Consider the following 21,963-nt stretch of genomic DNA (forward strand, 5'->3'; position numbering starts at 1 on the left):
TGAACTTGTGACAAGTGATCGTCTGCCTATACGTTCACCCATCAGCGCGGCGACCGGCTCCATCCGCCGCGCCGGTCCTGCTGTCGCTCGAAAGGCTTCTGCATGCTCTCCGGGAACGGCCGACACCGTCGCCCCCGCCAGGCTCCCGCCCTCCTCGTCGCGGCCGGAGTGACCGGCTCCGCCATCGCCATCCCGCTGCTCGGCGCGGCGAGCGCCAACGCGGCCGACGGCACCACGTGGGACAAGGTGGCCGAGTGCGAGAGCGGAGGCTCCTGGAGCGCGGACACGGGCAACGGCTACTACGGCGGCCTGCAGATCTCGCAGGACGACTGGGCCGCGTACGGCGGTACGCAGTACGCGGACAGCGCCGACCAGGCCAGCCGTTCGCAGCAGATCTCCGTGGCCGAGAAGATCCTCGCCGACAAGGGCACCGCCCCCTGGGCCACCTGCGCCCTGCTGTCCGGGCTGACCACGGACTCGGGTTCGGTGGACGTCGACACGGGCGTCGGCGGCTCCGAGGACACCGAGCCCCCGGCCGACTCCTCGACGCCCGCCCCCGAGTCCGACACCTCCGGCAAGTCCGACAGCTCCCACCCGTCCGGTAAGCCGGATCCGAAGACCTCGGACGGCACCGGCACGGGCGGCGACACCGGCACCGGCTCCGGTTCCTCCTCCGACACCACGGCCACGCCGAGCACGGAGCCGGGCGAGGAAGCCGGCACGGCCACCGGCTCCATCGGGACGGACACCCCCAAGTCCGACAAGTCCGCCACGCCGGACCGGGGAAGCGCGCAGGGCGCCGACGGCTTGCCCGCGGCCACCCCGGACCCCGGCCGCGCGGACGATCCCCAGAAGGCCGCCGGTTCCTGGAGCCTGGTCGACACCGGTGCCCTCGCGGGCGGCGGGCGTCACCGGGGTGCGAGCGCGGACGAAAGCGTGACAAACGGTCAGAACGCCACCGCGTCCGGCCGGCACGCCTCCCGCGAACCGGGTACCTACACCGTCCGCCAGGGAGACTCCCTCGCCTCCATCGCCGACTCCCTTGACGTCGACGGCGGATGGCATGCGCTCTACGCCGGCAACAAGAAGGCCATCGGGTCCGACCCGAACCACATCACCGCCGGTCAGACCCTGGAAGTCGAGGACGAAAAGGACGCGGAGTAGGGGCAGTTGACGCCCCACTTAACGCCCTAATGTCCGATTTGGCGAAAGTGTGGGATGAGTCTCAGAAGCCCTGATCGTCTTTGAAATTCCGCGGATCGCGTGTCTACGGTCGAGGCCGCTCGTCACCGCGAGCCCCGGCATCCGCAACGCCGAATCCTGCCAGCGGACGCCCGGGAACAGTCGTCGCGTCAAGCGCCGTAGGCAGGAGCGGGGGACCCAAGGTAGGTGCCGGAACCAGCGGTTGACGCTGGAACCGGCTGGGGGTGAAGCCGCGATCTCCGCGCAAGCGGGACCGCGGCCGGGCAACTCAACCGGCCCGAACCCGACAGCTCACCTCGCAGGCGTCGGTGAGGGGATCGATCCATGCTGTTTACCGGCAAGGGCAAGCACCGTCGTCCGTCCAAGGCCGTCCGCGCCATCACGCTCGCCGGTGTCACCGGCGCCGCCGTCGCCGCCCCGCTGATGGCGGCCGGCAACGCCTCCGCCGCCACCGCCGCCGAGTGGGACAAGGTCGCCCAGTGCGAGTCCGGCGGCAACTGGTCCATCAACACCGGCAACGGCTACTACGGCGGTCTGCAGTTCTCCGCCTCCACCTGGGCCGCGTACGGCGGCACCGCATACGCCCCGACCGCCGACAAGGCCGGCAAGGCGCAGCAGATCGCGGTCGCCGAGAAGGTCCTCGCCGCGCAGGGCAAGGGCGCCTGGCCGGTCTGCGGCACGGGCCTGTCCAGCACCCCCTACAACGGCTCCGCCCCGAGCACCTCCACGGACTCGGGCACCGCCACCCGCTCCACCGACGGGCAGGCCGCCTCCCGCTCCGCCGAGCGTCCGGCCGCGTCCACGGGCAAGACCGTCACCACCCCGACCGGCGAGAAGGTCGCGAAGGGCGACGGCGAGTACAAGGTGGCCGCCGGCGACACCCTCAGCACCATCGCCGACGAGCAGGGCGTCAAGGGCGGCTGGAAGAAGCTGTTCGAGCTGAACAAGAACATCGTCGAGGACGCCGACCTCATCTACCCGGGCCAGCAGCTGCACCTGAAGTGACACCCGGCTCCCACCGGAGCCACAGGGCTCGCACAGGTGTGCGGGCCACGCTGAAGACCCCCGTGCGGGCCACCCCCGTCCCCACGGGCTCCCCGTCCCGGTGCGTGTTCCCCCGTACGCACCGGGACGGGGCTTTTTTGTGTCCGTCCACCCGGAGTCCTTTGTTTCGGACAGAAACAAAAGGTACGGTCAGCTTGTCCACGGGACGGTCGGTCGGTGGCCGACGCCCCCGGGACGGTTAGGCTCTAGGCGCAAGGCACACCAGCCCCGCACTTCCAGCGTCACATCCAAGAAGGAGATGCTCGTGCCGTCCATCGACGTCGTCGTAGCCCGGGAAATCCTGGACTCCCGAGGCAACCCCACGGTCGAGGTCGAGGTCGGCCTCGACGACGGCAGCACGGGTCGTGCCGCCGTTCCGTCCGGCGCCTCGACCGGCGCCTTCGAGGCCATCGAGCTGCGCGACGGTGACCCGAACCGCTACCAGGGCAAGGGCGTCGAGAAGGCCGTCCTCGCCGTCATCGAGCAGATCGGCCCGGAGCTGGTCGGGTACGACGCCACCGAGCAGCGCCTGATCGACCAGGCCATGTTCGACCTGGACGCCACCGACAACAAGGGCTCCCTCGGCGCCAACGCCATCCTCGGCGTCTCGCTCGCCGTCGCCCACGCCGCCTCCGAGGCCAGCGACCTCCCGCTCTTCCGCTACCTGGGCGGCCCGAACGCGCACCTGCTGCCGGTGCCGATGATGAACATCCTGAACGGCGGCTCGCACGCCGACTCCAACGTGGACATCCAGGAGTTCATGATCGCCCCGATCGGCGCGGAGTCCTTCTCCGAGGCGCTGCGCTGGGGCACCGAGGTCTACCACACGCTGAAGAAGGTCCTGAAGAGCAAGGGCCTGTCCACCGGCCTCGGCGACGAGGGCGGCTTCGCCCCGAACCTCGGCTCCAACCGCGAGGCCCTCGACCTCATCCTCGAGGCGATCAAGGAAGCCGGTTACACCCCCGGCGAGCAGATCGCCCTCGCGCTCGACGTCGCCGCCTCCGAGTTCTACAAGGACGGCAGCTACTCCTTCGAGGGCAAGGCGCGCTCCGCCGCCGAGATGACCGAGTACTACGCCGAGCTGGTCGAGGCGTACCCGCTGGTCTCCATCGAGGACCCGCTGTTCGAGGACGACTGGGAGGGCTGGAAGACCATCACCGACAAGCTCGGTGACAAGGTCCAGCTCGTCGGCGACGACCTGTTCGTCACCAACCCCGAGCGCCTGGCCCGCGGCATCGAGGAGGGCGCCGCCAACGCCCTGCTGGTCAAGGTGAACCAGATCGGCTCGCTGACCGAGACCCTGGACGCCGTGGAGCTCGCCCAGCGCAACGGCTTCAAGTGCATGATGTCCCACCGCTCCGGCGAGACCGAGGACGTCACCATCGCCGACCTGGCCGTCGCCACCAACTGCGGCCAGATCAAGACCGGCGCCCCGGCCCGCTCCGAGCGCGTCGCCAAGTACAACCAGCTGCTGCGCATCGAGGAGATCCTCGACGACGCCGCGGTGTACGCCGGCCGCAGCGCGTTCCCGCGCTTCAAGGGCTGAGCCTTCCCGGGCTAAGTCCTCGCCAGTCGTCCGTACGTCCCCGTACCCGGTCCCGTACCGTGTCCGGGGACGTACGCGCGTGTGACGGGAGGCGGGAAGATGGCCGTGCTGTGCTGTCCCGGGGGACGTCCCCCGGCCCGGCCGACCAGCAGGCGCCGGGAGCAGTGATGCGAGGTGAGCTGTCATGACCGGCCGGGACCGGTTCTCCACCGCGACCAGGCTCCGGCTGCTCGGCGAGCAGACCGCGGCCCGGGTCTACCGTTCCCAGACCAAGCGGCAGGCCCGCCGCTCCCGGCTCACCGGCCGCGCGGCACTGCTCGCGCTGGTGCTGTGCTCGCTGGTCGTCGCCCTCGCCTACCCCATGCGGCAGTACGTCTCCCAGCGCGCGGAGATCGCCGACCTCCAGCGGCAGCAGGAGCAGGCCCGCCGTCGCGTCGAACAGCTGCGTGACCTCAAGGCGCGCTGGCAGGACGACGCCTACGCCGAGCAGCAGATCCGGCGCCGGCTGCACTACGTGCGGCCCGGCGAGACCGGGTACGTGGTCGTCGACCCCGGCGCGGCCAAGCAGTCCCGCGCCGCCTCCGGGGCCGCCCACCGGCCCTGGTACGCGAACGTCTGGGACGGCGTCGACAAGTCCGACGCCTCCGACCAGTGACCGGTCCGCAGGGCCGGTAACCGACAGAAAGCCAGTCTGAAAGCAGTCATGGAAACGCCTCCGCCGCCCACTTCGCGCACCGAGCCCACCGACGCCGACGTAGCGGCCTTCAAGCAGCAGCTGGGCCGTCCGCCGCGGGGCCTGCGGGCCATCGCGCACCGCTGCCCGTGCGGCCGGCCGGACGTCGTGGAGACGGCACCGCGCCTGCCCGACGGCACGCCCTTCCCGACGACGTACTACCTGACGTGCCCGCGCGCCGCCTCGGCGATCGGCACGCTGGAGGCCGAAGGCGTCATGAAGGAGATGACCGAGCGGCTGCGGACCGACCCCGAACTGGCGGCCGCCTACCGGGCCGCGCACGAGGACTACATCCGGCGCCGGGACGAGATCGAGGTCCTGGCGGGCTTCCCGAGCGCGGGCGGCATGCCGGACCGGGTGAAGTGCCTGCACGTCCTGGTGGCCCACTCGCTGGCCGCGGGACCGGGTGTGAACCCGCTCGGCGACGAGGCGATCGCGATGCTCCCCGAGTGGTGGGCCAAGGGTCCGTGCGTGACGGCCTGCGACACCGAGGGGGACGAGCAGTGACCCGCGTCGCCGCCGTGGACTGCGGCACCAACTCCATCCGGCTGCTGGTCGCCGACGCCGACCCGGAGACGGGCGAACTCACCGAGCTGGACCGCCGGATGACGATCGTGCGGCTCGGCCAGGGGGTCGACCGCACCGGGCGGCTCGCCCCCGAGGCGCTGGAGCGCACCTTCGCCGCCTGCCGTGAGTACGCGGCCGTCATCAAGGAGCACGGCGCCGAGCGGCTCCGCTTCGTCGCCACCTCCGCCTCCCGCGACGCCGAGAACCGGGACGACTTCGTGCGCGGCGTCCTCGACATCCTCGGTGTCGAGCCCGAGGTCATCACCGGTGACCAGGAGGCCGAGTTCTCCTTCACCGGGGCGACCAGGGAGCTGACCGGCCGCACCGACCTGGCCAGGCCCTACCTGGTCGTGGACATCGGCGGCGGGTCCACCGAGTTCGTCGTCGGCGACGACCGCGTGCGCGCCGCGCGGTCGGTGGACATCGGCTGCGTGCGGATGACCGAGCGGCACCTGGTGCGCGACGGCGCGGTGAGCGACCCGCCCGCCGAGGAGCAGATCGCCGCCATAAGGGCCGATGTCGAGGCCGCCCTGGACCTCGCCGAGGAGACCGTCCCGCTGCGCGAGGCGCACACCCTGGTGGGCCTGGCCGGATCCGTCACCACGGTCTCCGCGATCGCCCAGGAGCTGCCCGAGTACGACTCCGCGCGCATCCACCACTCGCGGGTCTCCCGCGACCGGGTCCGCGAGATCACCGAGTGGCTGCTGCGCTCCACGCACGCCGAGCGCGCCGCGGTCCCGTCCATGCACCCCGGGCGGGTCGACGTCATCGGCGCGGGCGCCCTCGTCCTGCTCGCGATCATGGAGCGGATCGGCGCCGAGGAGGTCGTCGTCAGCGAGCACGACATCCTCGACGGCATCGCGTGGTCGGTGGCGTAGCTCTCTTTTGTTACCCGCCGGTAGCCGTCTGCTGAGCAGGTTGGATAACGTTTGAGCGGTGTCCGGGGGCCTTCAAGGGGCCCTTCGGCCCGACCGTGCGGAAAGCTTCGTGAAGTTCTTCACAAGGATTTCCCTCCCGCCGGTCCCCGGAACCGCTTCCCTCCCCCCTTCCGAGGGGTCCAAGGCCGGTTGAACATGTTCAGATGAAGGGCGCGGAGGGGCTCCGGAATCGGTTGTTCCGAGAGGGTCACAGGACCCTCACCGGCCCCGCACTGACCCGGAGAGGCAGCTCACGCGGCATTGACAACGGGGCGAACCACCCCCCGGTTCCGTCGGGCCGGCATGACCTGCGTCACGCGGGCCGCGGAGTTTAGCACAGGCCCTGTCAGACCTTGTGAAGGGGCGCACGAGCGACCCCCCGATGGCGGGTGGATACTCGATGGCATGAGCACCACGGAGCGTCCCAGGATCCTCGTAGTAGGCGGTGGGTACGTAGGCCTGTACGCAGCTCGGCGCATCCTCAAGAAGATGCGCTACGGCGAGGCGACCGTCACGGTCGTCGACCCCCGGTCGTACATGACCTACCAGCCCTTCCTCCCCGAAGCCGCCGCCGGCAGCATCTCCCCTCGCCACGTCGTCGTCCCGCTGCGACGCGTGCTGCCGAAGGCGGAGGTCCTCACCGGTCGGGTCACCACCATCGACCAGGACCGCAAGGTCGCCACGATCGCCCCGCTGGTGGGCGAGGCGTACGAGCTGCCCTTCGACTACCTGGTCATCGCGATGGGCGCGGTCTCCCGCACCTTCCCGATCCCCGGCCTCGCCGAGCAGGGCATCGGCATGAAGGGCATCGAGGAGTCCATCGGCCTGCGCAACCACGTCCTGGAGCAGCTGGACAAGGCCGACTCCACGACCGACGAGGAGATCCGCCGCAAGGCGCTCACCTTCGTCTTCATCGGCGGTGGCTTCGCGGGTGCGGAGACCATCGGCGAGGTCGAGGACATGGCCCGGGACGCGGCCAAGTACTACAAGAACGTGTCGCGCGAGGACATGCGCTTCATCCTCGTCGACGCCGCCGACAAGATCCTCCCCGAGGTCGGCCCCAAGCTCGGCCAGTACGGCAAGGAGCACCTGGAGAGCCGGGGCGTGGAGATCTACCTCTCCACCTCCATGGACTCCTGCGTCGACGGCCACGTCGTGCTGAAGAACGGCCTCGAGGTCGACTCCAACACCATCGTCTGGACCGCCGGCGTCAAGCCGAACCCGGCCCTCGCCCGCTTCGGCCTGCCCCTCGGCCCGCGCGGTCACGTCGACTGCGAGCCGACCCTCCAGGTCAAGGGCACGGACTACATCTGGGCCGCCGGTGACAACGCGCAGGTTCCGGACCTCGTCGGCCGCAAGGCGGGCAACGAGAACGCCTGGTGCCCGCCGAACGCCCAGCACGCGCTGCGCCAGGCCCGCGTCCTCGGCGACAACGTGATCTCCGGTATGCGGGGCTTCCCGCAGAAGGAGTACGAGCACGCCAACAAGGGTGCGGTCGCCGGTCTCGGCCTGCACAAGGGCGTGGCGATGATCGTCATGGGCAAGATGAAGATCAAGCTCAAGGGCCGCCTCGCCTGGTACATGCACCGCGGCTACCACGGCCTGGCGATGCCGACCTGGAACCGCAAGATCCGTGTCTTCGCCGACTGGACCCTCGGCATGTTCCTCAAGCGCGAGGTCGTCTCCCTCGGCGCCATGGAGAACCCGCGCGAGGAGTTCTACGAGGCCGCGAAGCCGGCGCCGGTCGCCGCTTCGAAGTCCGAGGAGAAGGCCAAGGCCTCCTGACCCTCCCGGCCGCCACTCCGCGACCACCGGTCGCCGGACCACCCGAAGGACCTCCCGCCATCCGTGGTGCGGGAGGTCCTTCGGCGTTCCCGCACCGCCATCCGCGTGGCGTCTGCAACTGTTTTGCCTACTTGTAACTCCTTTGCGGGACTGTGCGGAACAGCAGACGGTGTTTACGTGGTTACCGGCATCCGGGATCTCGTCTTGGAGGTGTGCGCCATGGCCGACGCCGCGTCGCGGCTGAGGAGTCTTGCCGAACAGATGCTGGGAGCGCCGCTCCCGGTGCGCGTGAAGGCATGGGACGGATCGCAGGACGGGCCGCCGGGGGCGCCGGCGCTCGTCGTGCGCAACCGCCGCGCCCTGCGCCGCATGCTCTTCAAACCGGGCGAGTTGGGCCTCGCCCGCGCCTGGGTCTCCGGCGACCTGGAGATCGAGGGCGACCTGTACACCGCGCTCGACGCGGTGGCGGGCCTGCTCTGGGAGCGGGACGAGGACGCCCGCGGGCTGCTGGAGGCGGCCCGCGATCCCGCCGTCCGGGCCGCCGCCCGCGACCTGTTGAGGCTGGCCGGTCCGCCGGTGCCGCCCGCCCCGCCGCGCGAGGAGGTCCGCAGACCGCTCCGCAAGCTGCACACCCGCCGCACCGACAAGCGGGCCGTCAGCCACCACTACGACGTCGGCAACGACTTCTACGAGCTCGTCCTCGGCCCCTCCATGGTGTACTCCTGCGCCTACTGGGACGCCGCCGGCGAGGGCGCCACGCTGGAGTCCGCCCAGCGCGACAAGCTCGAACTCGTCTGCGCCAAGCTCGGCCTGAGGGACGGTCAGCGACTGCTGGACGTCGGCTGCGGCTGGGGCTCCATGGCCATCCACGCGGCCCGCGAGCACGGCGTGAGCGTCGTCGGGGTGACCCTGTCCCAGGAGCAGGCGGCGTACGCCCGCAAGCGCGTCGCCGACGAGGGACTGACCGACCGGGTGGAGATCAGGGTCCAGGACTACCGGGACGTCATGGACGGCCCCTTCGACGCGATCTCCTCCATCGGCATGGCCGAACACGTCGGCGCCGAACGGTACCTGCAGTACGCGCGCCGGCTGCACTCCCTGCTGAAGCCCGGGGGACGGCTGCTCAACCACCAGATCGCCCGCCGCCCGCAGCGGGACGAATCGGCGTACGAGGTGGACGCGTTCATCGACGCCTACGTCTTCCCCGACGGCGAACTCGCCCCCGTCGGCACCACCGTCACCCAGCTGGAGCGGGCCGGTTTCGAGGTCCGGGACGTGGAGTCCATCCGCGAGCACTACGCCCTCACCCTGCGCCGCTGGGTGGCCAACCTGGAGGCCGGCTGGGACCAGGCGGTCGGGCTCACCAGCCCCGGCCGGGCCCGCGTCTGGCGGCTGTACATGGCCGCCTCCGCGCTCGCCTTCGAGCGCAACCGCATCGGCGTCAACCAGGTCCTGGCGGTCCGCACCCCCGAGTCCGGCGCCTCCGGACTCCCGCTGCGCACCCGCACCTGGAACGCCTGACGGCCCCTGCGGCCGGCAGGGGCCCCGCGACCGCGGAGCCCCTGCCGGTGCCGTGCCCGCCGGTGTCGTGCGGGCGGTGCCGTGCGGCTACTCGGCCTTGATGGCCGCCAGCATGTTCAGCCGGGCCGCGCGGCGGGCCGGCCACAGCGCGGCCAGGACCCCGACCGTGCCCGCCAGCAGCAGGAAGACCGCCATCCGGCCCCAGGGCAGGACCAGTTCGTACGTCGCCATCTTCGTGCCCAGCAGCTCACCGGCCGCCCAGCCGAAGAAGACGCCCAGGCCGATGCCCAGCACCCCGCCGAACAGGGAGATCACCAGGGACTCCAGACGGACCATCCGCTTGACCGCCCGGCGGTCCAGGCCGATCGCGCGGAGCATGCCGATCTCCTGCGCCCGCTCGAAGACGGACATCGCCAGCGTGTTGACGACGCCGAGCACCGCGACGATCACCGCCATGCCGAGCAGGCCGTAGACCATGTTCAGCACCTGCGTGAACATCTTCCCGATCTCGTGGGAGATGTCCTGCTTGTCCTGCACCTTGATGGCCGGGTTGGAGCCGAGGGCCTTCTCCAGCCTGTCCTTGGCCCCGTCCGAGGCGCCGCCGGCGGTCTTGACCATGACCTGCATGTCGGCCGGGTCGCTCAGGTGCGGGGTGAGGACCTCGTTGTCGAGGATGATGCCGTTGAGCATCTCGTTGCCCTCGTACACCCCCGCGACCGTCAGCCGCCGCGAGGCGCCGTCCTCGAAGTGCGCGGTGAACCGCGAACCGGCCTTCCAGCCGAAGTCCTTCGCCCGGTCCTCGTCCACGACGACGCGGGTGCCGCCCACCGTGAAGGAGCCGTCGGTCACCTTCAGGTCCGTCAGCTCGCCGATCGCCGAGCCGTCGACCCCGGTCAGGAACTCCGTCCTGCCGTCGATGCGGGACTCGCCGTTGCGCAGCGGGCTGCTCGCGGTGACCCCGTCGACCGCGGCGGCCTTCTCCTCCACATCGGGGGAGAGCGGGCCCCGGTTGGCCATCGAGACGACGTAGTCGGCGCGGATCGCCGAGCTGGCCATCTTGTCGATGGACGTCTGGAGGCTGCCCGCCATCACCGTCATGCCGGTGATCAGGGTCAGGCCGATCATCAGCGCGGAGGCGGTGGCCGCCGTGCGGCGCGGGTTGCGCACCGAGTTCTGTCGGGCCAGCTTGCCCGACACCCCGAAGGCGCGCAGCACCGGCGCGGCGGCGGCGATCAGCGGGCGGGACAGCAGCGGCGTCAGGACGAACACGCCGATGATGAGCAGGACCGCGCCGATGCCCATCGCGCCCTGGCCGGTGTCGGCGTCCATCCTCGTGCCCGCGAGGACCACCGCGACGCCGGCCGCCGTGAGGAGCGAGCCCAGCGTGTTGCGCAGCACCAGCGACTTGGTGGTGGCCTTGGCGTGCACGCTGCTCATCGCCGCCACCGGCGGGATCTTCGCGGCCCGGCGGCCGGGCAGCCAGGCGGCCAGCATGGTGATGAGGATGCCGACCGCGAGGGCGGTCGCCACCGTGCCGGGGCTGATCACCAGCGGCCCGTCGGGCACGCTCGCGCCGAAGGAGCCCAGCAGGGAGCGCAGGCCCGCGCCGATGCCGATGCCGGCGGCCAGACCGGTCACGCCGGCGACCGTACCGACCGCGAACGCCTCGATGAGCACCGAGCGGGTGACCTGGCGGCGGGAGGCGCCGACCGCGCGCAGCAGGGCCAGTTCCCGGGTGCGCTGGGCGACCAGCATGGTGAAGGTGTTGGCGATGATGAACGTGCCGACGAACAGGGCGATGCCGGCGAACACCAGCAGGGTCTGCTTCAGGCCGCTCATGGAGGCGGAGATCGCCTCGGCCTGCTCGTCGGCGAGCTGCTCGCCGGTGGTGGTCTCCACGAGCTTCGCGGGCAGGGCCTTGTCCAGCGCGGCCTTGAGCGCCGTCTGGCTGGTGCCGGCCGCGGCCCGCACGTCGATCTCGTCGTACGTGCCCTTCTTGCCGAACAGGGCCTGGGCGGTGGGCGTGTCGAACAGGGTGAGGCTGCCGCCGGCGGCCACGTTGCCGTCGTCGGTGGTGAAGATGCCGCTGACGACGGGGGTGAGAACCGGTCCGTCGACGGACAGGCGCACGGTGTCGCCGACCCGGTAGCCGGCGCGCTTCGCGGTCGCGGAGTCGATCAGCACCTCGTCCGGGCCGTGCGGGGCGCTGCCGCTGACCAGCGGGTAGCGGGCGTCCTCGGTGCCCCAGTAGTTGCCGCCGGCGGACTGCCAGTCCCCGCCGACGAGCTTGCCGTCCTTGCCGGCGACGGCGGTGAAGCCGCCGACGACACCGGTGGCGGAGGCGGCACCGGGCACCCGGGCGGCCTTGTCGAGCAGCGCCTGGGTCAGCTCGGCACGCTTGCCGACCGTGTCGCCCTCGGAATCCTGGTAATCGGGCCGTACGGCGACGTCGACCTGGTCGAATCCCTTGGCGGAGCTCTTCTGGTAGGCGTCGGAGATGGTGTTGGTGAAGACCAGCGTGCCGGAGACGAACGCCACGCCGAGCATGACGGCGAGCACGGTCATCAGCAGCCGGGCCTTGTGCGCGAGGACGTTGCGCAGGGCGGTGCGGAACATCAGCGGGTACGGCCCTTCGCGTCGGACCCGGGGGTCTGCGGCCGCGCGGCGGCGCCGCCGGTGTGACCGCTGCCGGGGAGGTGGCGCATGAGGTCGAGCACGGACTCGGCGGTGGGGCCGTGGATCTCGTCGACGATCCGCCCGTCCGCGAGGAAGACCACGCGGTCGGCGTAGGCGGCGGCCACCGGGTCGTGGGTGACCATGACCACCGTCTGGCCCAGCTCGCGCACGGAGTTGCGCAGGAAGCCGAGGACCTCGGCACCGGCGCGGGAGTCCAGGTTTCCGGTCGGCTCGTCACCGAAGATGATGTCCGGCTTGGAGGCGAGGGCGCGGGCGACGGCGACGCGCTGCTGCTGGCCGCCGGACAGCTGGGAGGGCCGGTGGGCGAGCCGCCCGGCCAGCCCGACCATCTGGATCACCCGGTCGAGCCACGCCTTGTCCGGCTTCCGGCCGGCGATGTCCATGGGGAGGGTGATGTTCTCCAGGGCGGTCAGCGTGGGCAGCAGGTTGAACGCCTGGAAGATGAAGCCGATCTTGTCCCGGCGCAACTTGGTGAGCTGTTTGTCCTTCAGCTTGCCCAGCTCGGTGTCGCCGATGCGCACCGACCCGGAGGAGAAGGTGTCCAGCCCGGCCACGCAGTGCATCAGCGTGGACTTGCCGGAGCCGGACGGTCCCATGATCGCGGTGAACTCGGCCTGCCGGAAGTCGACCGAGACCCGGTCCAGGGCGACCACCCGGGTCTCACCCTGCCCGTAGATCTTCGACAACTCCGTGGCGCGTGCGGCCACGGCGGTGGTCCGGCCGGCGGTGGGTGTGGTGGTCACGGGAGGGTGCTCCTGTCGGGACGACGTGTGTTCTCGGGGACCGTTCCATCGTCTCGGCGTGCGGGGCCCGTGGAGTCAGTCGCTGTTCCGGTTCCGGGGGGCGACTCCGGTCGGACGGAAGGCCGCCGTGTCATACCTGGGGAGGACGGCCGACCCCGAGACGCCGACCGGGCAGGCGCCGGGCGGGCCCGTCGAGAACAGGTGGAACACCCTCGTTCGGACGGTGAAATTCCGTCATTTCACGTACGCGCGTACAGCTGTCACGTCACGCTATTGGCAAGTGCGGATGGCGCGTACCGTCGGCTGATGCACCCTCAGGCGTCAATAAAATAAGACAACATCGGTCCACCCTTCGGCTGTTCGAGGGATGGGTCCCGATAGGCTCGGAACGCTCGATGCGGAGCCCATGGCCTGCCCGGATGGTGGAATGCAGACACGGCGAGCTTAAACCTCGCTGCCCCTTCGCGGGCGTGCCGGTTCGAGTCCGGCTCCGGGCACCTTCCGCTTCGACCCCTCCTGAACACCCCGCGCGCGACCGTTGACAGCGGTGCCCGTGCGGTCGGAGACTCGCGCCCTGGTACCAGTGAAGAAAACTTCACTGTGCGAACAGCCGCGGTGCGGCGGAGAAGGGGACGGTCGATGCGTACCACCGTCGGGATCATCGGAGCGGGGCCGGCCGGGTTGCTGCTCGCGCGGTTGCTGCACCGGGCGGGGATCGAGTCGGTCGTCCTGGAGAGCCGCGACCGGGGTTACGTCGAGCAACGGCAGCGGGCCGGGATCCTGGAGCAGGGCACGGTGGACGTGCTGCGCGCCGCCGGGGCCGGGGAGCGGATGGACCGGGAGGGGCTGCGGCACGACGGCATCGAGCTGCGGTTCGACCGGCGCCGCCACCGCGTCGGCTTCCCCGCGCTCACCGGCGGGCGGTCCGTGACCGTCTACGCCCAGACCGAGGTGTGCAAGGACCTCATCGCGCTCCAGGTGAAGGAGGGCGGGCCGCTGCTGTTCGAGGCCGAAGCGCTGGCGGTGGAGGGCGCGCAGGGGGACCGGCCGCGGATCCCCTTCCGGCACCAGGGACGCGAGGACGTACTGGAGTGCGACTACGTGGTCGGCTGCGACGGCTTCTGGGGGGTGTCCCGCCGGGCCTTCCCGGCCGGCGTCTCCCGCGTGTTCGAGCGGACCTACCCCTACGCCTGGCTGGGCGTCCTCGCCGACGTCGCCCCCTCCCACGACGAGCTCGTCTACGCCCACCACGAGCGCGGCTTCGCCCTGCTGTCCATGCGGTCCCCGTCCGTTTCCCGGCTCTACCTCCAGGTGCCCGCCGGCACGGACGCCGGGCAGTGGGGCGACGAGGAGATCTGGGACGAGCTGGAGCGGCGGTTCGAGACGGGCGACGGCTGGCGGCTGGAGCGCGGGCCCGTCACCCAGAAGTCGGTCACGCCCATGCGCTCCTTCGTCCACGAGCCGATGCGGCACGGCCGGCTCTTCCTCGCCGGCGACGCCGCCCACATCGTGCCGCCGACCGGCGCCAAGGGGCTGAACCTCGCCGTCGGCGACGTCGTCACCCTTGCCCGGGCGCTCGTCCACGAGCGGGACACCGGCTCCCCGGACCTGCTCGACGCGTACTCCGCGACCTGTCTGCACCGCGTCTGGCAGGCCGAGCGGTTCTCCTACGACATGACGACCCTGCTGCACCGCGCCCCGGACGCCACCCCCTTCGACGCCCGCCTGCAGCTGGCCCGGCTGGAACGGATCGCCTCCTGTCGCGCGGCCGAGACCGACCTGGCCGAGGCCTACACCGGATTTCCGCTCGGTCGGCCGACCGCCCATGGCCGGGAATGAGCCGTCCGCGTAGCGTGTTGCGCAGCACGGCAGGGGAAAGAAGCACCGCAGGAGAAAGATCCTCCTCAGGTATCACGACGATCCTTTGCCAATCCATTACTCTTGAGCCAAGGCTGCGCTCGGCAGCCATGGAGGAGTGAAATGAGGAGCAGCAACCCGGTCTTCTCGCGACGGGGGTTCAGCCGCGACAGCGGCTACGCCGGCTTCAACACCGCACCGCAGGCCGGGTACGCCCAGGGCAACCCCTACGCGCAGAACCCGTACGCGCAGAACCCGTACGCACAGAACCCGTACGCGCAGGGGGACGTCCAGCACGGCGCCCCGCCGCAGGCCCCGGCCACCACCGACCGGATGACCATGGACGACGTCGTCGTCCGTTCGGCGCTCACGCTCGGCACGGTCGCCGTCGGCGCCGTCCTCGCCTGGGCGCTGCTGCCGGTCTCCGGCACCAGCTACGGCCTGGCCGTCGGCGCCGCCCTGATCGCCTTCGTCCTGGCGATGGTGCAGAGCTTCAAGCGCACCCCGTCGCCCGCGCTGATCCTCGGGTACGCGGCCTTCGAGGGCGTCTTCCTCGGCGTCTTCAGCGAGATGTTCAACAGTCGCTGGAGCGGCGCGCCGTTCCAGGCGGTGCTCGGCACCATGGCGGTGTCCGGCGCGACCCTGCTGGTCTACAAGGCCGGCTGGATCCGCGTCACCGCCCGCTACGCCCGCATCGGCATCACCATCGCGATCGCCTTCATGGTGGTCATGGCGATCAACCTGCTGCTGGTGGCCTTCGGCGTCGCCGAGGACGGCGGGCTGCGCAGCTTCGGTCCGCTCGGTGCCGTGGTCGGCATCTTCGCGATCCTGCTCGGCGCGTTCTTCCTGACCCTCGACTTCAAGCAGATCGAGGACGGCATCGCCTACGGCGCGCCGCGCAAGGAGTCCTGGCTCGCCGCGTTCGGTCTCACCATGACCCTGGTGTGGATCTACGTGGAGATGCTGCGGCTGGTGGCGATCTTCAGCAGCAACGACTAGCGCGACCGCCGTCGCACGCAGGGGCCCCGGGCGATCCGCCCGGGGCCCTTCGGCGTTCAGAGCAGCTTGCGCGCCGCCCTCCGCAGGTCGTACTCGTGCACGATCGCCTTGGCGTGGCCGTACGCCAGGTCGTACTCGTGCCGGAGCCAGCTGACCTTCTCCTCGAAGCGGAACAGGGACGGGCCTTCTTCGACGGCGCGCAGCCAGTCGGAGACTTCACGACCGGTGCAGTGCGGGATGCGGGCGAGCAGGTTGCGGTGGGTCTCCTCGGACAAGACGTGGGACATCGGCGCCTCCGAACGCAAAGGGGATGTAAGCCGGTCCTTCAGGTCACCGTGCCTGAGCGTTCGCGTATTGGCAACAGTGCGGCGCGTTACGCTCGGCGCGTGGTTGATACGACGCCCTTGACCAAAGCAGTGGATGATTTCGCCGACCGGCTGCGGGCGGCCCCGCAGAGTCGGCTCCAGCGGGGGGCCGCCGCCGAGGCGCTCGCGCTGGCCAGGGAGTTGGCCGGCTGGGCCCAGCGTGTCGAGTCGCCGGGGTCGGAGCCCCGGGTGATGCCGGACGCCGGGATGTTCGCCGCGGCCGACCAGATTCTGGTGGCCGCCCACGACTTGGCCGATGTGCTGCGCGGTGACGATCAGGTTGCCGAAGCCGTCCGGCTGGTGGAGGAGGCGCGGCAGCGGGCGGGGGTCTGAGGAAGACGCGAAAGACGCCGGAGGAAGACGCCGGAGGAAGAGGGCGCAGGAAGAGGTCAGAGGGACGCGATGACCCTGTCGGCCAGGACGTAGACCATCTCCTCGCCGCACGCGAAGGTGAGGGTGTACGCGCCGGAGATCCCCGAGCCGCCCAGGAGGTAAGGGGACTCGCCCGCCTCCACGGCCCTCGCCAGGCGTTCCGCCGTCTCGCGGTGGCCCGGGGTCATGCACAGGGTGGTGCCGTCGGCGAAGACGTAGACGTCGAGGGTGCCGAGCGGGCCCGGGCGGACGTCGGAGAGCTCGACGCGCTCGGCGGCCAGCTCCTCCAGCACCGACACCGTGCGCTCGTGGTCGCTCACGGCGGGCGACTGCACCGGGACGAAGTCGGGGTGCGAGGGGTGCCGGCGGCGGGCCGCGGCGAGCTCCGGGGACTCGCTCGGGGTGCCTCCCTGGACGAAGTCCTTGGGCGAGAAGTCGTCGGCGTCGACGGCCGGCTCCAGCGGTTCCAGCGGTTCCAGGCCCGCGAAGTCCGCCTGGCGCGGCAGGAACAGCTCGGGGTCGGGCAGGCCGTACAGCGAGGGCGTGTCGGAGGCGTCCCGGGCTTCCTGCGCGGCCCAGAAGGCGCGCGCCTCGGCCAGTTCCCGCTCCCGCTCCTCGGCCAGCGCCTCGGCGACGGCCGCGCGTATCTGCTCGGTGTCCGAGCTGGTGCGGGCGCCCGGCAGCAGGGCGTGCGTGGTCGCGGCCTGGTTCTCGGCGAGCTGCCGCTGGAGCTCCGTCAGCTGCCGGCGGAGCTTCAGGACGGTCCGCAGGACGGCGACGCCCACGGCGCCGGTGGCAGCCGTGGTGAGCAGCAGGGCGATCGGCATGGCGCTCACTGACTTACTCCCGGTTCAAAGTCGTCCCCCGACTTCCTACATCAGCTTGAAGGGCGGACTAACCAGCTGTCAGTGCGTAACGTCACGAAACGGACAGGACTTTGGCTTCGTGGTTCTGCCGTGCGCCGTGCCGACCTGCTCTGACCTGCGTGGATGTGCCCAGCGGGCGAGATAGGTCACATCCTGGGGGAGATTGGATCACAGAAAGGCCCAGAACCGTGTCGTTTCCTCGGTTCTGGGCCCTTCTGCGACCTGGCGTGCAGGCTCCGCTACGGACGGTGGGTCAGCTGAGGCGCTCGATGACCATCGCCATGCCCTGGCCGCCGCCGACGCACATCGTCTCCAGGCCGAACTGCTTGTCGTGGAACTGGAGCGAGTTGATGAGCGTGCCGGTGATGCGGGCGCCGGTCATGCCGAAGGGGTGGCCGACGGCGATGGCGCCGCCGTTGACGTTCAGCTTGTCGATGTCGACGCCGAGGTCCCGGTAGGAGGGGATCACCTGGGCCGCGAACGCCTCGTTGATCTCCACCAGGTCGATGTCGTCGATGGTCAGGCCGGCCCGCTGGAGCGCCTGCCGGCTGGCGTCGACCGGGCCGAGGCCCATGATCTCCGGGGAGAGGCCGGAGACGCCGGTGGAGACGATCCGGGCGAGCGGGGTCAGGCCCAGCTCGCGGGCCTTGGTGTCACTCATGATGACGACCGCGGCGGCACCGTCGTTGAGCGGGCAGCAGTTGCCGGCGGTGACCCGTCCGTCCGGGCGGAAGACCGGCTTCAGGCCGGCCACGCCCTCCATGCTGACGCCGGCGCGCGGGCCGTCGTCCTTGCTGACCACCGTGCCGTCCGGGAGGGTCACCGGGGTGATCTCGCGCTCCCAGAAACCGTTCTGCAGGGCCTTCTCGGCGAGGTTCTGCGAGCGGACGCCGAACTCGTCCATCTCCTCGCGGGTGACGCCCTTCAGACGGGCCAGGTTCTCCGCGGTCTGGCCCATGGCGATGTAGGCGTCCGGCAGCTCGCCGTCCTCGCGCGGGTCGTGCCACTCGTCGGCCCCCGACTGGGCGACGGCCGCGGTGCGGGCCTCGGCCTCGGCGAACAGCGGGTTGTGCGTACCCGGCAGCTCGTCGGAGCTGCCCTTGACGAAGCGGGAGACCATCTCGACGCCGGCCGAGATGAAGACGTCGCCCTCGCCGGCCTTGATGGCGTGCAGCGCCATGCGGGAGGTCTGGAGGGAGGAGGAGCAGTAGCGGGTGATCGTGCAGCCGGGCAGGTAGTCCATGCCCATCTGCACGGCGACGATGCGGCCGAGGTTGTGGCCCTGCTCGCCGCCGGGGAGGCCGCAGCCGAGCATCAGGTCGTCGATCTCGCGCGGGTCCAGCTCGGGGATCTTGGCGAGCGCCGCCTGGATGATCGTGGCGGTGAGGTCGTCGGGGCGCAGGTCCTTCAGAGAGCCCTTGTTCGCGCGGCCGATGGGGGAGCGGGCGGTCGAGACGATGACGGCTTCGGGCATCACGGCTCCAGGGGAGGGAATCGGGCAGGGCCTTCTGGGGAAGTTACCCGTCCGTATGAGCTGGGTCACCGGTGTCGTCGTGTGACCCTGGCCGCACTTTCTAAGCGCTTGCTTTTCCGATCGGGCCGGCCGGCCTCTCTGATCCGACCGGCCGGCGGGAGCGCGCCGGCCGGTCAGAGCGAGGGGGCCGCCGGCTCGGCCTCCGGCACCCGCCGCCTGCGCCGCCGCTTGAGCAGCGCCCACGGCCCCCGGGGCCCGGTGGGCATGGCCGCCGTGACCTCGGTGCCCGCCTCGGACGCGGCCTCGGCGGCCGCCCGCGCCACCGGCAGGAAGCCCTCGCGGCGCGACACGTCCGGCCGCTCCTCCTCCGCCGGCCACAGCCCGAGCGCCGCGCAGACCGTGGGCAGCACGGCCATCGCCGCCGTGGCGTATCCCTCCGCCGACGGGTGGTAGTTGTCCGGCCCGAACAGCTCGCGCGGGTTCGCCTCGAACTCGGGGCCGAGCAGATCGCCCAGCGACACCGTGCGCCCGCCCTGCTCCACCACTCCGATGGTCTGGGCCGCCGCCAGCTGCCGGGAGGCGCGCCGGGCCAGCCACCGCAGCGGCTGCTGCACCGGCTCGATCGTGCCGAGGTCGGGACAGGTGCCGACCACCACCTCGGCACCGGCCGTGCGAAGCCGCCGTACCGCCGCCGACAGGTGCCGTACCGAGCGGGTCGGCGGCATCCGGTGGGTCACGTCGTTCGCGCCGATCATGATCACGCAGATGTCCGGGACGGGGGAGGGGGAGGAGAGCACCAGGGTCACCTGGCGGTCGAGGTCGTCGGACTGGGCACCGGGCAGCGCCACGTTCCGCAGCTCCACCGGGCGCTCCGCCACCGCCGCGAGGCCCGAGGCCAGCAGCGCGCCCGGGGTCTGGCCCGCCCGGTGCACACCCTGCCCGGCCGCCGTGGAGTCGCCGAGCATGGTCAGGCGCAGGGGCGGTTCGCCGGGGATGTCGTAGGCGTGGCCGTACACGCCCTCGGCCGGTGGCACCCGGCCGCCGCTGCCGTTGCCCACATGGCGCCGCGCCAGCCGGAGCTCCGCCAGCACCAGGCCGACGGCGGCGGCACCCACCAGCCCGGCCCCGCCACCGCCGTACGCCGCTCCGGCCGCGATCCGCCGGGCCACCCGCGCCCTCGACATGCTCGTCATGCGTCGCCGCCACCTCCTCGTAGCCGTACACCCACTCCTTGCCCCGTACAGGGCGTGCGTCAATCTCCACGGGGAGTGAACGACCGCCTCCGCCACACAGCTGGCCTTAGGCTGGCGACACCACTACGAACACACCTTTTGCAGCGACCGGAGACAACGGTGCAATACCACGATTCGATGATCAGCCTCGTCGGCAACACCCCGCTGGTGCGGCTCAACAACGTGACCAAGGGCATCCAGGCGACCGTCCTGGCCAAGGTGGAGTACTTCAACCCGGGCGGTTCCGTGAAGGACCGCATCGCCCTGCGCATGATCGAGGCCGCCGAGCGGAGCGGTGAGCTGAAGCCGGGCGGCACGATCGTCGAGCCGACCAGTGGCAACACCGGTGTGGGTCTGGCCATCGTGGCCCAGCAGAAGGGCTACAAGTGCATCTTCGTGTGCCCCGACAAGGTGAGCACCGACAAGATCAACGTGCTGCGGGCCTACGGGGCCGAAGTGGTCGTGTGCCCGACGGCCGTGGCGCCTGAGCACCCGGACTCCTACTACAACGTGTCCGACCGCCTCGTCCGGGAGACGCCGGGCGCCTGGAAGCCCGACCAGTACTCCAACCCCAACAACCCGCTCTCCCACTACCACTCGACCGGTCCCGAGCTGTGGGAGCAGACCGAGGGCAGGATCACCCACTTCGTGGCGGGCGTCGGCACCGGCGGCACCATCTCCGGCACCGGCCGCTACCTGAAGGAGGCCAGCCAGGGGAAGGTCAAGGTCGTCGGCGCCGACCCCGAGGGCTCCGTGTACTCCGGCGGCTCCGGGCGGCCGTACCTGGTCGAGGGCGTCGGTGAGGACTTCTGGCCGACCGCCTACGACCGCACCATCGCCGACGAGATCGTCGCGGTCTCCGACAAGGACTCCTTCCAGATGACCCGCCGGCTGGCCAAGGAGGAGGGCCTGCTGGTGGGCGGCTCCTGCGGCATGGCCGTCGTGGCCGCGCTGGAGGTCGCCGAGCGGCTCGGTCCGGACGACGTCGTGGTGGTGCTGCTGCCGGACAGCGGCCGCGGCTACCTCAGCAAGATCTTCAACGACGAGTGGATGGCCGACTACGGCTTCCTGGAGGACGAGGGCCCGAGCGCCCGCGTCGGTGACGTCCTGAACCACAAGGCGGGCGGCTCCATCCCGTCCCTGGTGCACATGCACCCCGAGGAGACCGTCGGCCAGGCCATCGAGGTGCTGCGCGAGTACGGCGTCTCGCAGATGCCGGTCGTCAAGCCGGGCGCCGGTCACCCGGACGTGATGGCCGCCGAGGTCGTCGGCTCGGTCGTGGAACGGGAGCTGCTGGACGCCCTGTTCAGCAAGCGCGCGTCCCTGGAGGACCCGCTGGAGAAGCACATGTGCGCCCCGCTGCCGCAGGTGGGTTCCGGCGAGCCGGTCGGCGACCTGATGCAGGTGCTCGGTTCGGCGGACGCGGCGATCGTCCTGGTCGAGGGCAAGCCGACCGGTGTGGTCAGCCGGCAGGACCTGCTGGCGTTCCTCGCCGAGGGCGGCAACAAGTAGCCGAACGGGCGGTGAACCGCCCGCACGGCCGGTGAACCGCCCGCACGGCCGGTGAACCGCCCGCACGGCCGGTGAACCGCCCGTGCGGGCGGCGGACTTGCGGGGGGACGGGGGTTCGCGGAAGTGGTACGAGCGTGTCACGTGCGCGCAGCACCCGCTTAACACGGGTCCGGCACATTGGACGGTGTCGGCAGGGAGACGGGGCACCACCCAGGCGTTGAGCACTGGGAGCCTCCCTCCCGGGCCGGCGCCGAACGGCGCCAAGGACCTCCGGAGCGGCTCCCGGACCTCCATGGACGCCTCGGACGCGCAAGCCCGGTCCTGACCCGGCCCGCGTCCCTCGCGGGGACCGCCGTCGTCCCGCCCCCCGGTTACGGGGGTGCGGCGGTCCCCGCGCAAATCACCCGGCGCGGCATGCGGCTTCCCACCGCGCGGCATGCGGCTTCCCACCGCGCGGCACGCGGCTTCCCACCGCACGGCATGCGACTTCCCAGCCCCAGCCCCAGCCCTCGCCCGGTGCGCGGGCGCGG

At 71.2% G+C, this 21,963-nt stretch carries 18 protein-coding genes, 1 tRNA gene and 1 riboswitch; of the genes, 13 read left to right on the plus strand and 6 right to left on the minus strand.

Annotated elements, in window-relative coordinates; translation table 11 throughout:
• Positions 1 to 102 precede the first annotated feature (102 nt).
• The 8 genes from ABZ576_RS06240 (at position 103) to ABZ576_RS06275 (ending at position 9,316) form a co-directional block, all read left to right on the plus strand.
• Positions 103 to 1,164, plus strand: coding sequence for a transglycosylase family protein (locus ABZ576_RS06240; RefSeq protein ID WP_360736423.1), 1,062 nt, complete (start codon positions 103 to 105; stop codon positions 1,162 to 1,164).
• A 183-nt stretch (positions 1,165 to 1,347) separates the two neighbouring features.
• Positions 1,348 to 1,523: riboswitch (cyclic di-AMP (ydaO/yuaA leader) on the plus strand.
• Between the two features lie 4 nt (positions 1,524 to 1,527).
• Positions 1,528 to 2,208, plus strand: a complete 681-nt coding sequence (locus tag ABZ576_RS06245; protein ID WP_360736426.1) for a transglycosylase family protein — start codon at positions 1,528 to 1,530, stop codon at positions 2,206 to 2,208.
• Between the two features lie 304 nt (positions 2,209 to 2,512).
• Positions 2,513 to 3,793 (plus strand): phosphopyruvate hydratase, encoded by a 1,281-nt coding sequence (eno, locus tag ABZ576_RS06250; protein ID WP_360736428.1) that lies wholly within the window; start codon positions 2,513 to 2,515, stop codon positions 3,791 to 3,793.
• Between the two features lie 184 nt (positions 3,794 to 3,977).
• Positions 3,978 to 4,448: a septum formation initiator family protein gene (locus tag ABZ576_RS06255; RefSeq protein WP_360736431.1), complete on the plus strand. Its 471-nt coding sequence runs from the start codon at positions 3,978 to 3,980 to the stop codon at positions 4,446 to 4,448.
• Between the two features lie 48 nt (positions 4,449 to 4,496).
• Complete coding sequence (locus ABZ576_RS06260) at positions 4,497 to 5,033, plus strand: DUF501 domain-containing protein (protein ID WP_360736433.1); 537 nt, start codon at positions 4,497 to 4,499, stop codon at positions 5,031 to 5,033.
• The gene (locus tag ABZ576_RS06265; RefSeq protein WP_360736435.1) at positions 5,030 to 5,971 is read left to right on the plus strand and encodes a Ppx/GppA phosphatase family protein; all 942 of its coding nucleotides are present in this window, start codon (positions 5,030 to 5,032) and stop codon (positions 5,969 to 5,971) included. The genes ABZ576_RS06260 and ABZ576_RS06265 overlap by 4 nt, the downstream gene beginning before the upstream one ends.
• A gap of 444 nt (positions 5,972 to 6,415) precedes the next feature.
• On the plus strand, positions 6,416 to 7,795 hold the full coding sequence (locus ABZ576_RS06270) for an NAD(P)/FAD-dependent oxidoreductase (protein ID WP_360736438.1): 1,380 nt from the start codon (positions 6,416 to 6,418) through the stop codon (positions 7,793 to 7,795).
• A 219-nt stretch (positions 7,796 to 8,014) separates the two neighbouring features.
• Positions 8,015 to 9,316 (plus strand): cyclopropane-fatty-acyl-phospholipid synthase family protein, encoded by a 1,302-nt coding sequence (locus ABZ576_RS06275; protein ID WP_360736441.1) that lies wholly within the window; start codon positions 8,015 to 8,017, stop codon positions 9,314 to 9,316.
• Positions 9,317 to 9,403: 87 nt separating this feature from the next.
• Here ABZ576_RS06275 and ABZ576_RS06280 read toward each other — a convergent pair whose 3' ends face one another.
• Both ABZ576_RS06280 and ABZ576_RS06285 read right to left on the minus strand, forming a co-directional pair.
• Positions 9,404 to 11,932: an FtsX-like permease family protein gene (locus ABZ576_RS06280; protein ID WP_360736444.1), complete on the minus strand. Its 2,529-nt coding sequence runs from the start codon at positions 11,930 to 11,932 to the stop codon at positions 9,404 to 9,406.
• A complete protein-coding gene (locus ABZ576_RS06285) occupies positions 11,932 to 12,756 on the minus strand; it encodes an ABC transporter ATP-binding protein (protein ID WP_360736447.1) in 825 nt (274 codons plus the stop codon). Before ABZ576_RS06285 ends, ABZ576_RS06280 begins: the two co-directional genes overlap by 1 nt.
• 413 nt (positions 12,757 to 13,169) lie before the next feature.
• Here ABZ576_RS06285 and ABZ576_RS06290 point away from each other — a divergent pair.
• The 3 genes from ABZ576_RS06290 (at position 13,170) to ABZ576_RS06300 (ending at position 15,612) form a co-directional block, all read left to right on the plus strand.
• Positions 13,170 to 13,253: transfer RNA gene (locus tag ABZ576_RS06290), tRNA-Leu, on the plus strand.
• 142 nt (positions 13,254 to 13,395) lie between these two features.
• The gene (locus ABZ576_RS06295; RefSeq protein WP_360736449.1) at positions 13,396 to 14,595 is read left to right on the plus strand and encodes a 4-hydroxybenzoate 3-monooxygenase; all 1,200 of its coding nucleotides are present in this window, start codon (positions 13,396 to 13,398) and stop codon (positions 14,593 to 14,595) included.
• Positions 14,596 to 14,736: 141 nt separating this feature from the next.
• Positions 14,737 to 15,612 (plus strand): Bax inhibitor-1/YccA family protein, encoded by an 876-nt coding sequence (locus tag ABZ576_RS06300; protein WP_360736452.1) that lies wholly within the window; start codon positions 14,737 to 14,739, stop codon positions 15,610 to 15,612.
• Positions 15,613 to 15,668: 56 nt separating this feature from the next.
• Here the strand turns inward: ABZ576_RS06300 and ABZ576_RS06305 are convergent, their stop codons facing one another.
• Complete coding sequence (locus tag ABZ576_RS06305) at positions 15,669 to 15,899, minus strand: DUF4287 domain-containing protein (RefSeq protein WP_360736454.1); 231 nt, start codon at positions 15,897 to 15,899, stop codon at positions 15,669 to 15,671.
• 99 nt (positions 15,900 to 15,998) lie between these two features.
• Between ABZ576_RS06305 and ABZ576_RS06310 the strand changes: the two genes are divergently transcribed.
• The gene (locus tag ABZ576_RS06310) at positions 15,999 to 16,310 is read left to right on the plus strand and encodes a hypothetical protein (RefSeq protein WP_360736456.1); all 312 of its coding nucleotides are present in this window, start codon (positions 15,999 to 16,001) and stop codon (positions 16,308 to 16,310) included.
• A gap of 56 nt (positions 16,311 to 16,366) precedes the next feature.
• Here the strand turns inward: ABZ576_RS06310 and ABZ576_RS06315 are convergent, their stop codons facing one another.
• From ABZ576_RS06315 to ABZ576_RS06325, 3 genes are all read right to left on the minus strand, one after another.
• Positions 16,367 to 17,185, minus strand: a complete 819-nt coding sequence (locus ABZ576_RS06315) for a LapA family protein (protein WP_360736458.1) — start codon at positions 17,183 to 17,185, stop codon at positions 16,367 to 16,369.
• Positions 17,186 to 17,468: 283 nt separating this feature from the next.
• Entirely contained in the window at positions 17,469 to 18,689 is a 1,221-nt protein-coding gene (locus ABZ576_RS06320; RefSeq protein WP_360736460.1) for an acetyl-CoA C-acetyltransferase, read from the minus strand.
• A gap of 173 nt (positions 18,690 to 18,862) precedes the next feature.
• The gene (locus tag ABZ576_RS06325; RefSeq protein ID WP_360736463.1) at positions 18,863 to 19,882 is read right to left on the minus strand and encodes an SGNH/GDSL hydrolase family protein; all 1,020 of its coding nucleotides are present in this window, start codon (positions 19,880 to 19,882) and stop codon (positions 18,863 to 18,865) included.
• Positions 19,883 to 20,041: 159 nt separating this feature from the next.
• Here ABZ576_RS06325 and ABZ576_RS06330 point away from each other — a divergent pair, with 159 nt between their 5' ends.
• Positions 20,042 to 21,433 (plus strand): cystathionine beta-synthase, encoded by a 1,392-nt coding sequence (locus ABZ576_RS06330; RefSeq protein WP_360736465.1) that lies wholly within the window; start codon positions 20,042 to 20,044, stop codon positions 21,431 to 21,433.
• The last annotated feature ends 530 nt before the right edge of the window (positions 21,434 to 21,963 follow it).

The sequence above is a fragment of the Streptomyces sp. NPDC013455 genome (genome assembly GCF_040632975.1).
Taxonomy (GTDB): Bacteria; Actinomycetota; Actinomycetes; order Streptomycetales; family Streptomycetaceae; genus Streptomyces.

What these genes read in the sequence shown, in the direction of transcription:
- ABZ576_RS06275 (WP_360736441.1), top strand. Translation starts at nt 8,015, where the DNA reads ATGGCCGACGCCGCGTCGCGGCTGAGGAGTCTTGCCGAACAGATGCTG.
- ABZ576_RS06270 (WP_360736438.1), top strand. Translation starts at nt 6,416, where the DNA reads ATGAGCACCACGGAGCGTCCCAGGATCCTCGTAGTAGGCGGTGGGTAC.
- ABZ576_RS06300 (WP_360736452.1), top strand. Translation starts at nt 14,737, where the DNA reads ATGAGGAGCAGCAACCCGGTCTTCTCGCGACGGGGGTTCAGCCGCGAC.
- ABZ576_RS06325 (WP_360736463.1), bottom strand. Translation starts at nt 19,882, where the DNA reads ATGACGAGCATGTCGAGGGCGCGGGTGGCCCGGCGGATCGCGGCCGGA.
- ABZ576_RS06260 (WP_360736433.1), top strand. Translation starts at nt 4,497, where the DNA reads ATGGAAACGCCTCCGCCGCCCACTTCGCGCACCGAGCCCACCGACGCC.
- ABZ576_RS06305 (WP_360736454.1), bottom strand. Translation starts at nt 15,899, where the DNA reads ATGTCCCACGTCTTGTCCGAGGAGACCCACCGCAACCTGCTCGCCCGC.
- ABZ576_RS06280 (WP_360736444.1), bottom strand. Translation starts at nt 11,932, where the DNA reads ATGTTCCGCACCGCCCTGCGCAACGTCCTCGCGCACAAGGCCCGGCTG.
- ABZ576_RS06245 (WP_360736426.1), top strand. Translation starts at nt 1,528, where the DNA reads ATGCTGTTTACCGGCAAGGGCAAGCACCGTCGTCCGTCCAAGGCCGTC.
- ABZ576_RS06255 (WP_360736431.1), top strand. Translation starts at nt 3,978, where the DNA reads ATGACCGGCCGGGACCGGTTCTCCACCGCGACCAGGCTCCGGCTGCTC.
- ABZ576_RS06240 (WP_360736423.1), top strand. Translation starts at nt 103, where the DNA reads ATGCTCTCCGGGAACGGCCGACACCGTCGCCCCCGCCAGGCTCCCGCC.
- ABZ576_RS06320 (WP_360736460.1), bottom strand. Translation starts at nt 18,689, where the DNA reads ATGCCCGAAGCCGTCATCGTCTCGACCGCCCGCTCCCCCATCGGCCGC.
- ABZ576_RS06295 (WP_360736449.1), top strand. Translation starts at nt 13,396, where the DNA reads ATGCGTACCACCGTCGGGATCATCGGAGCGGGGCCGGCCGGGTTGCTG.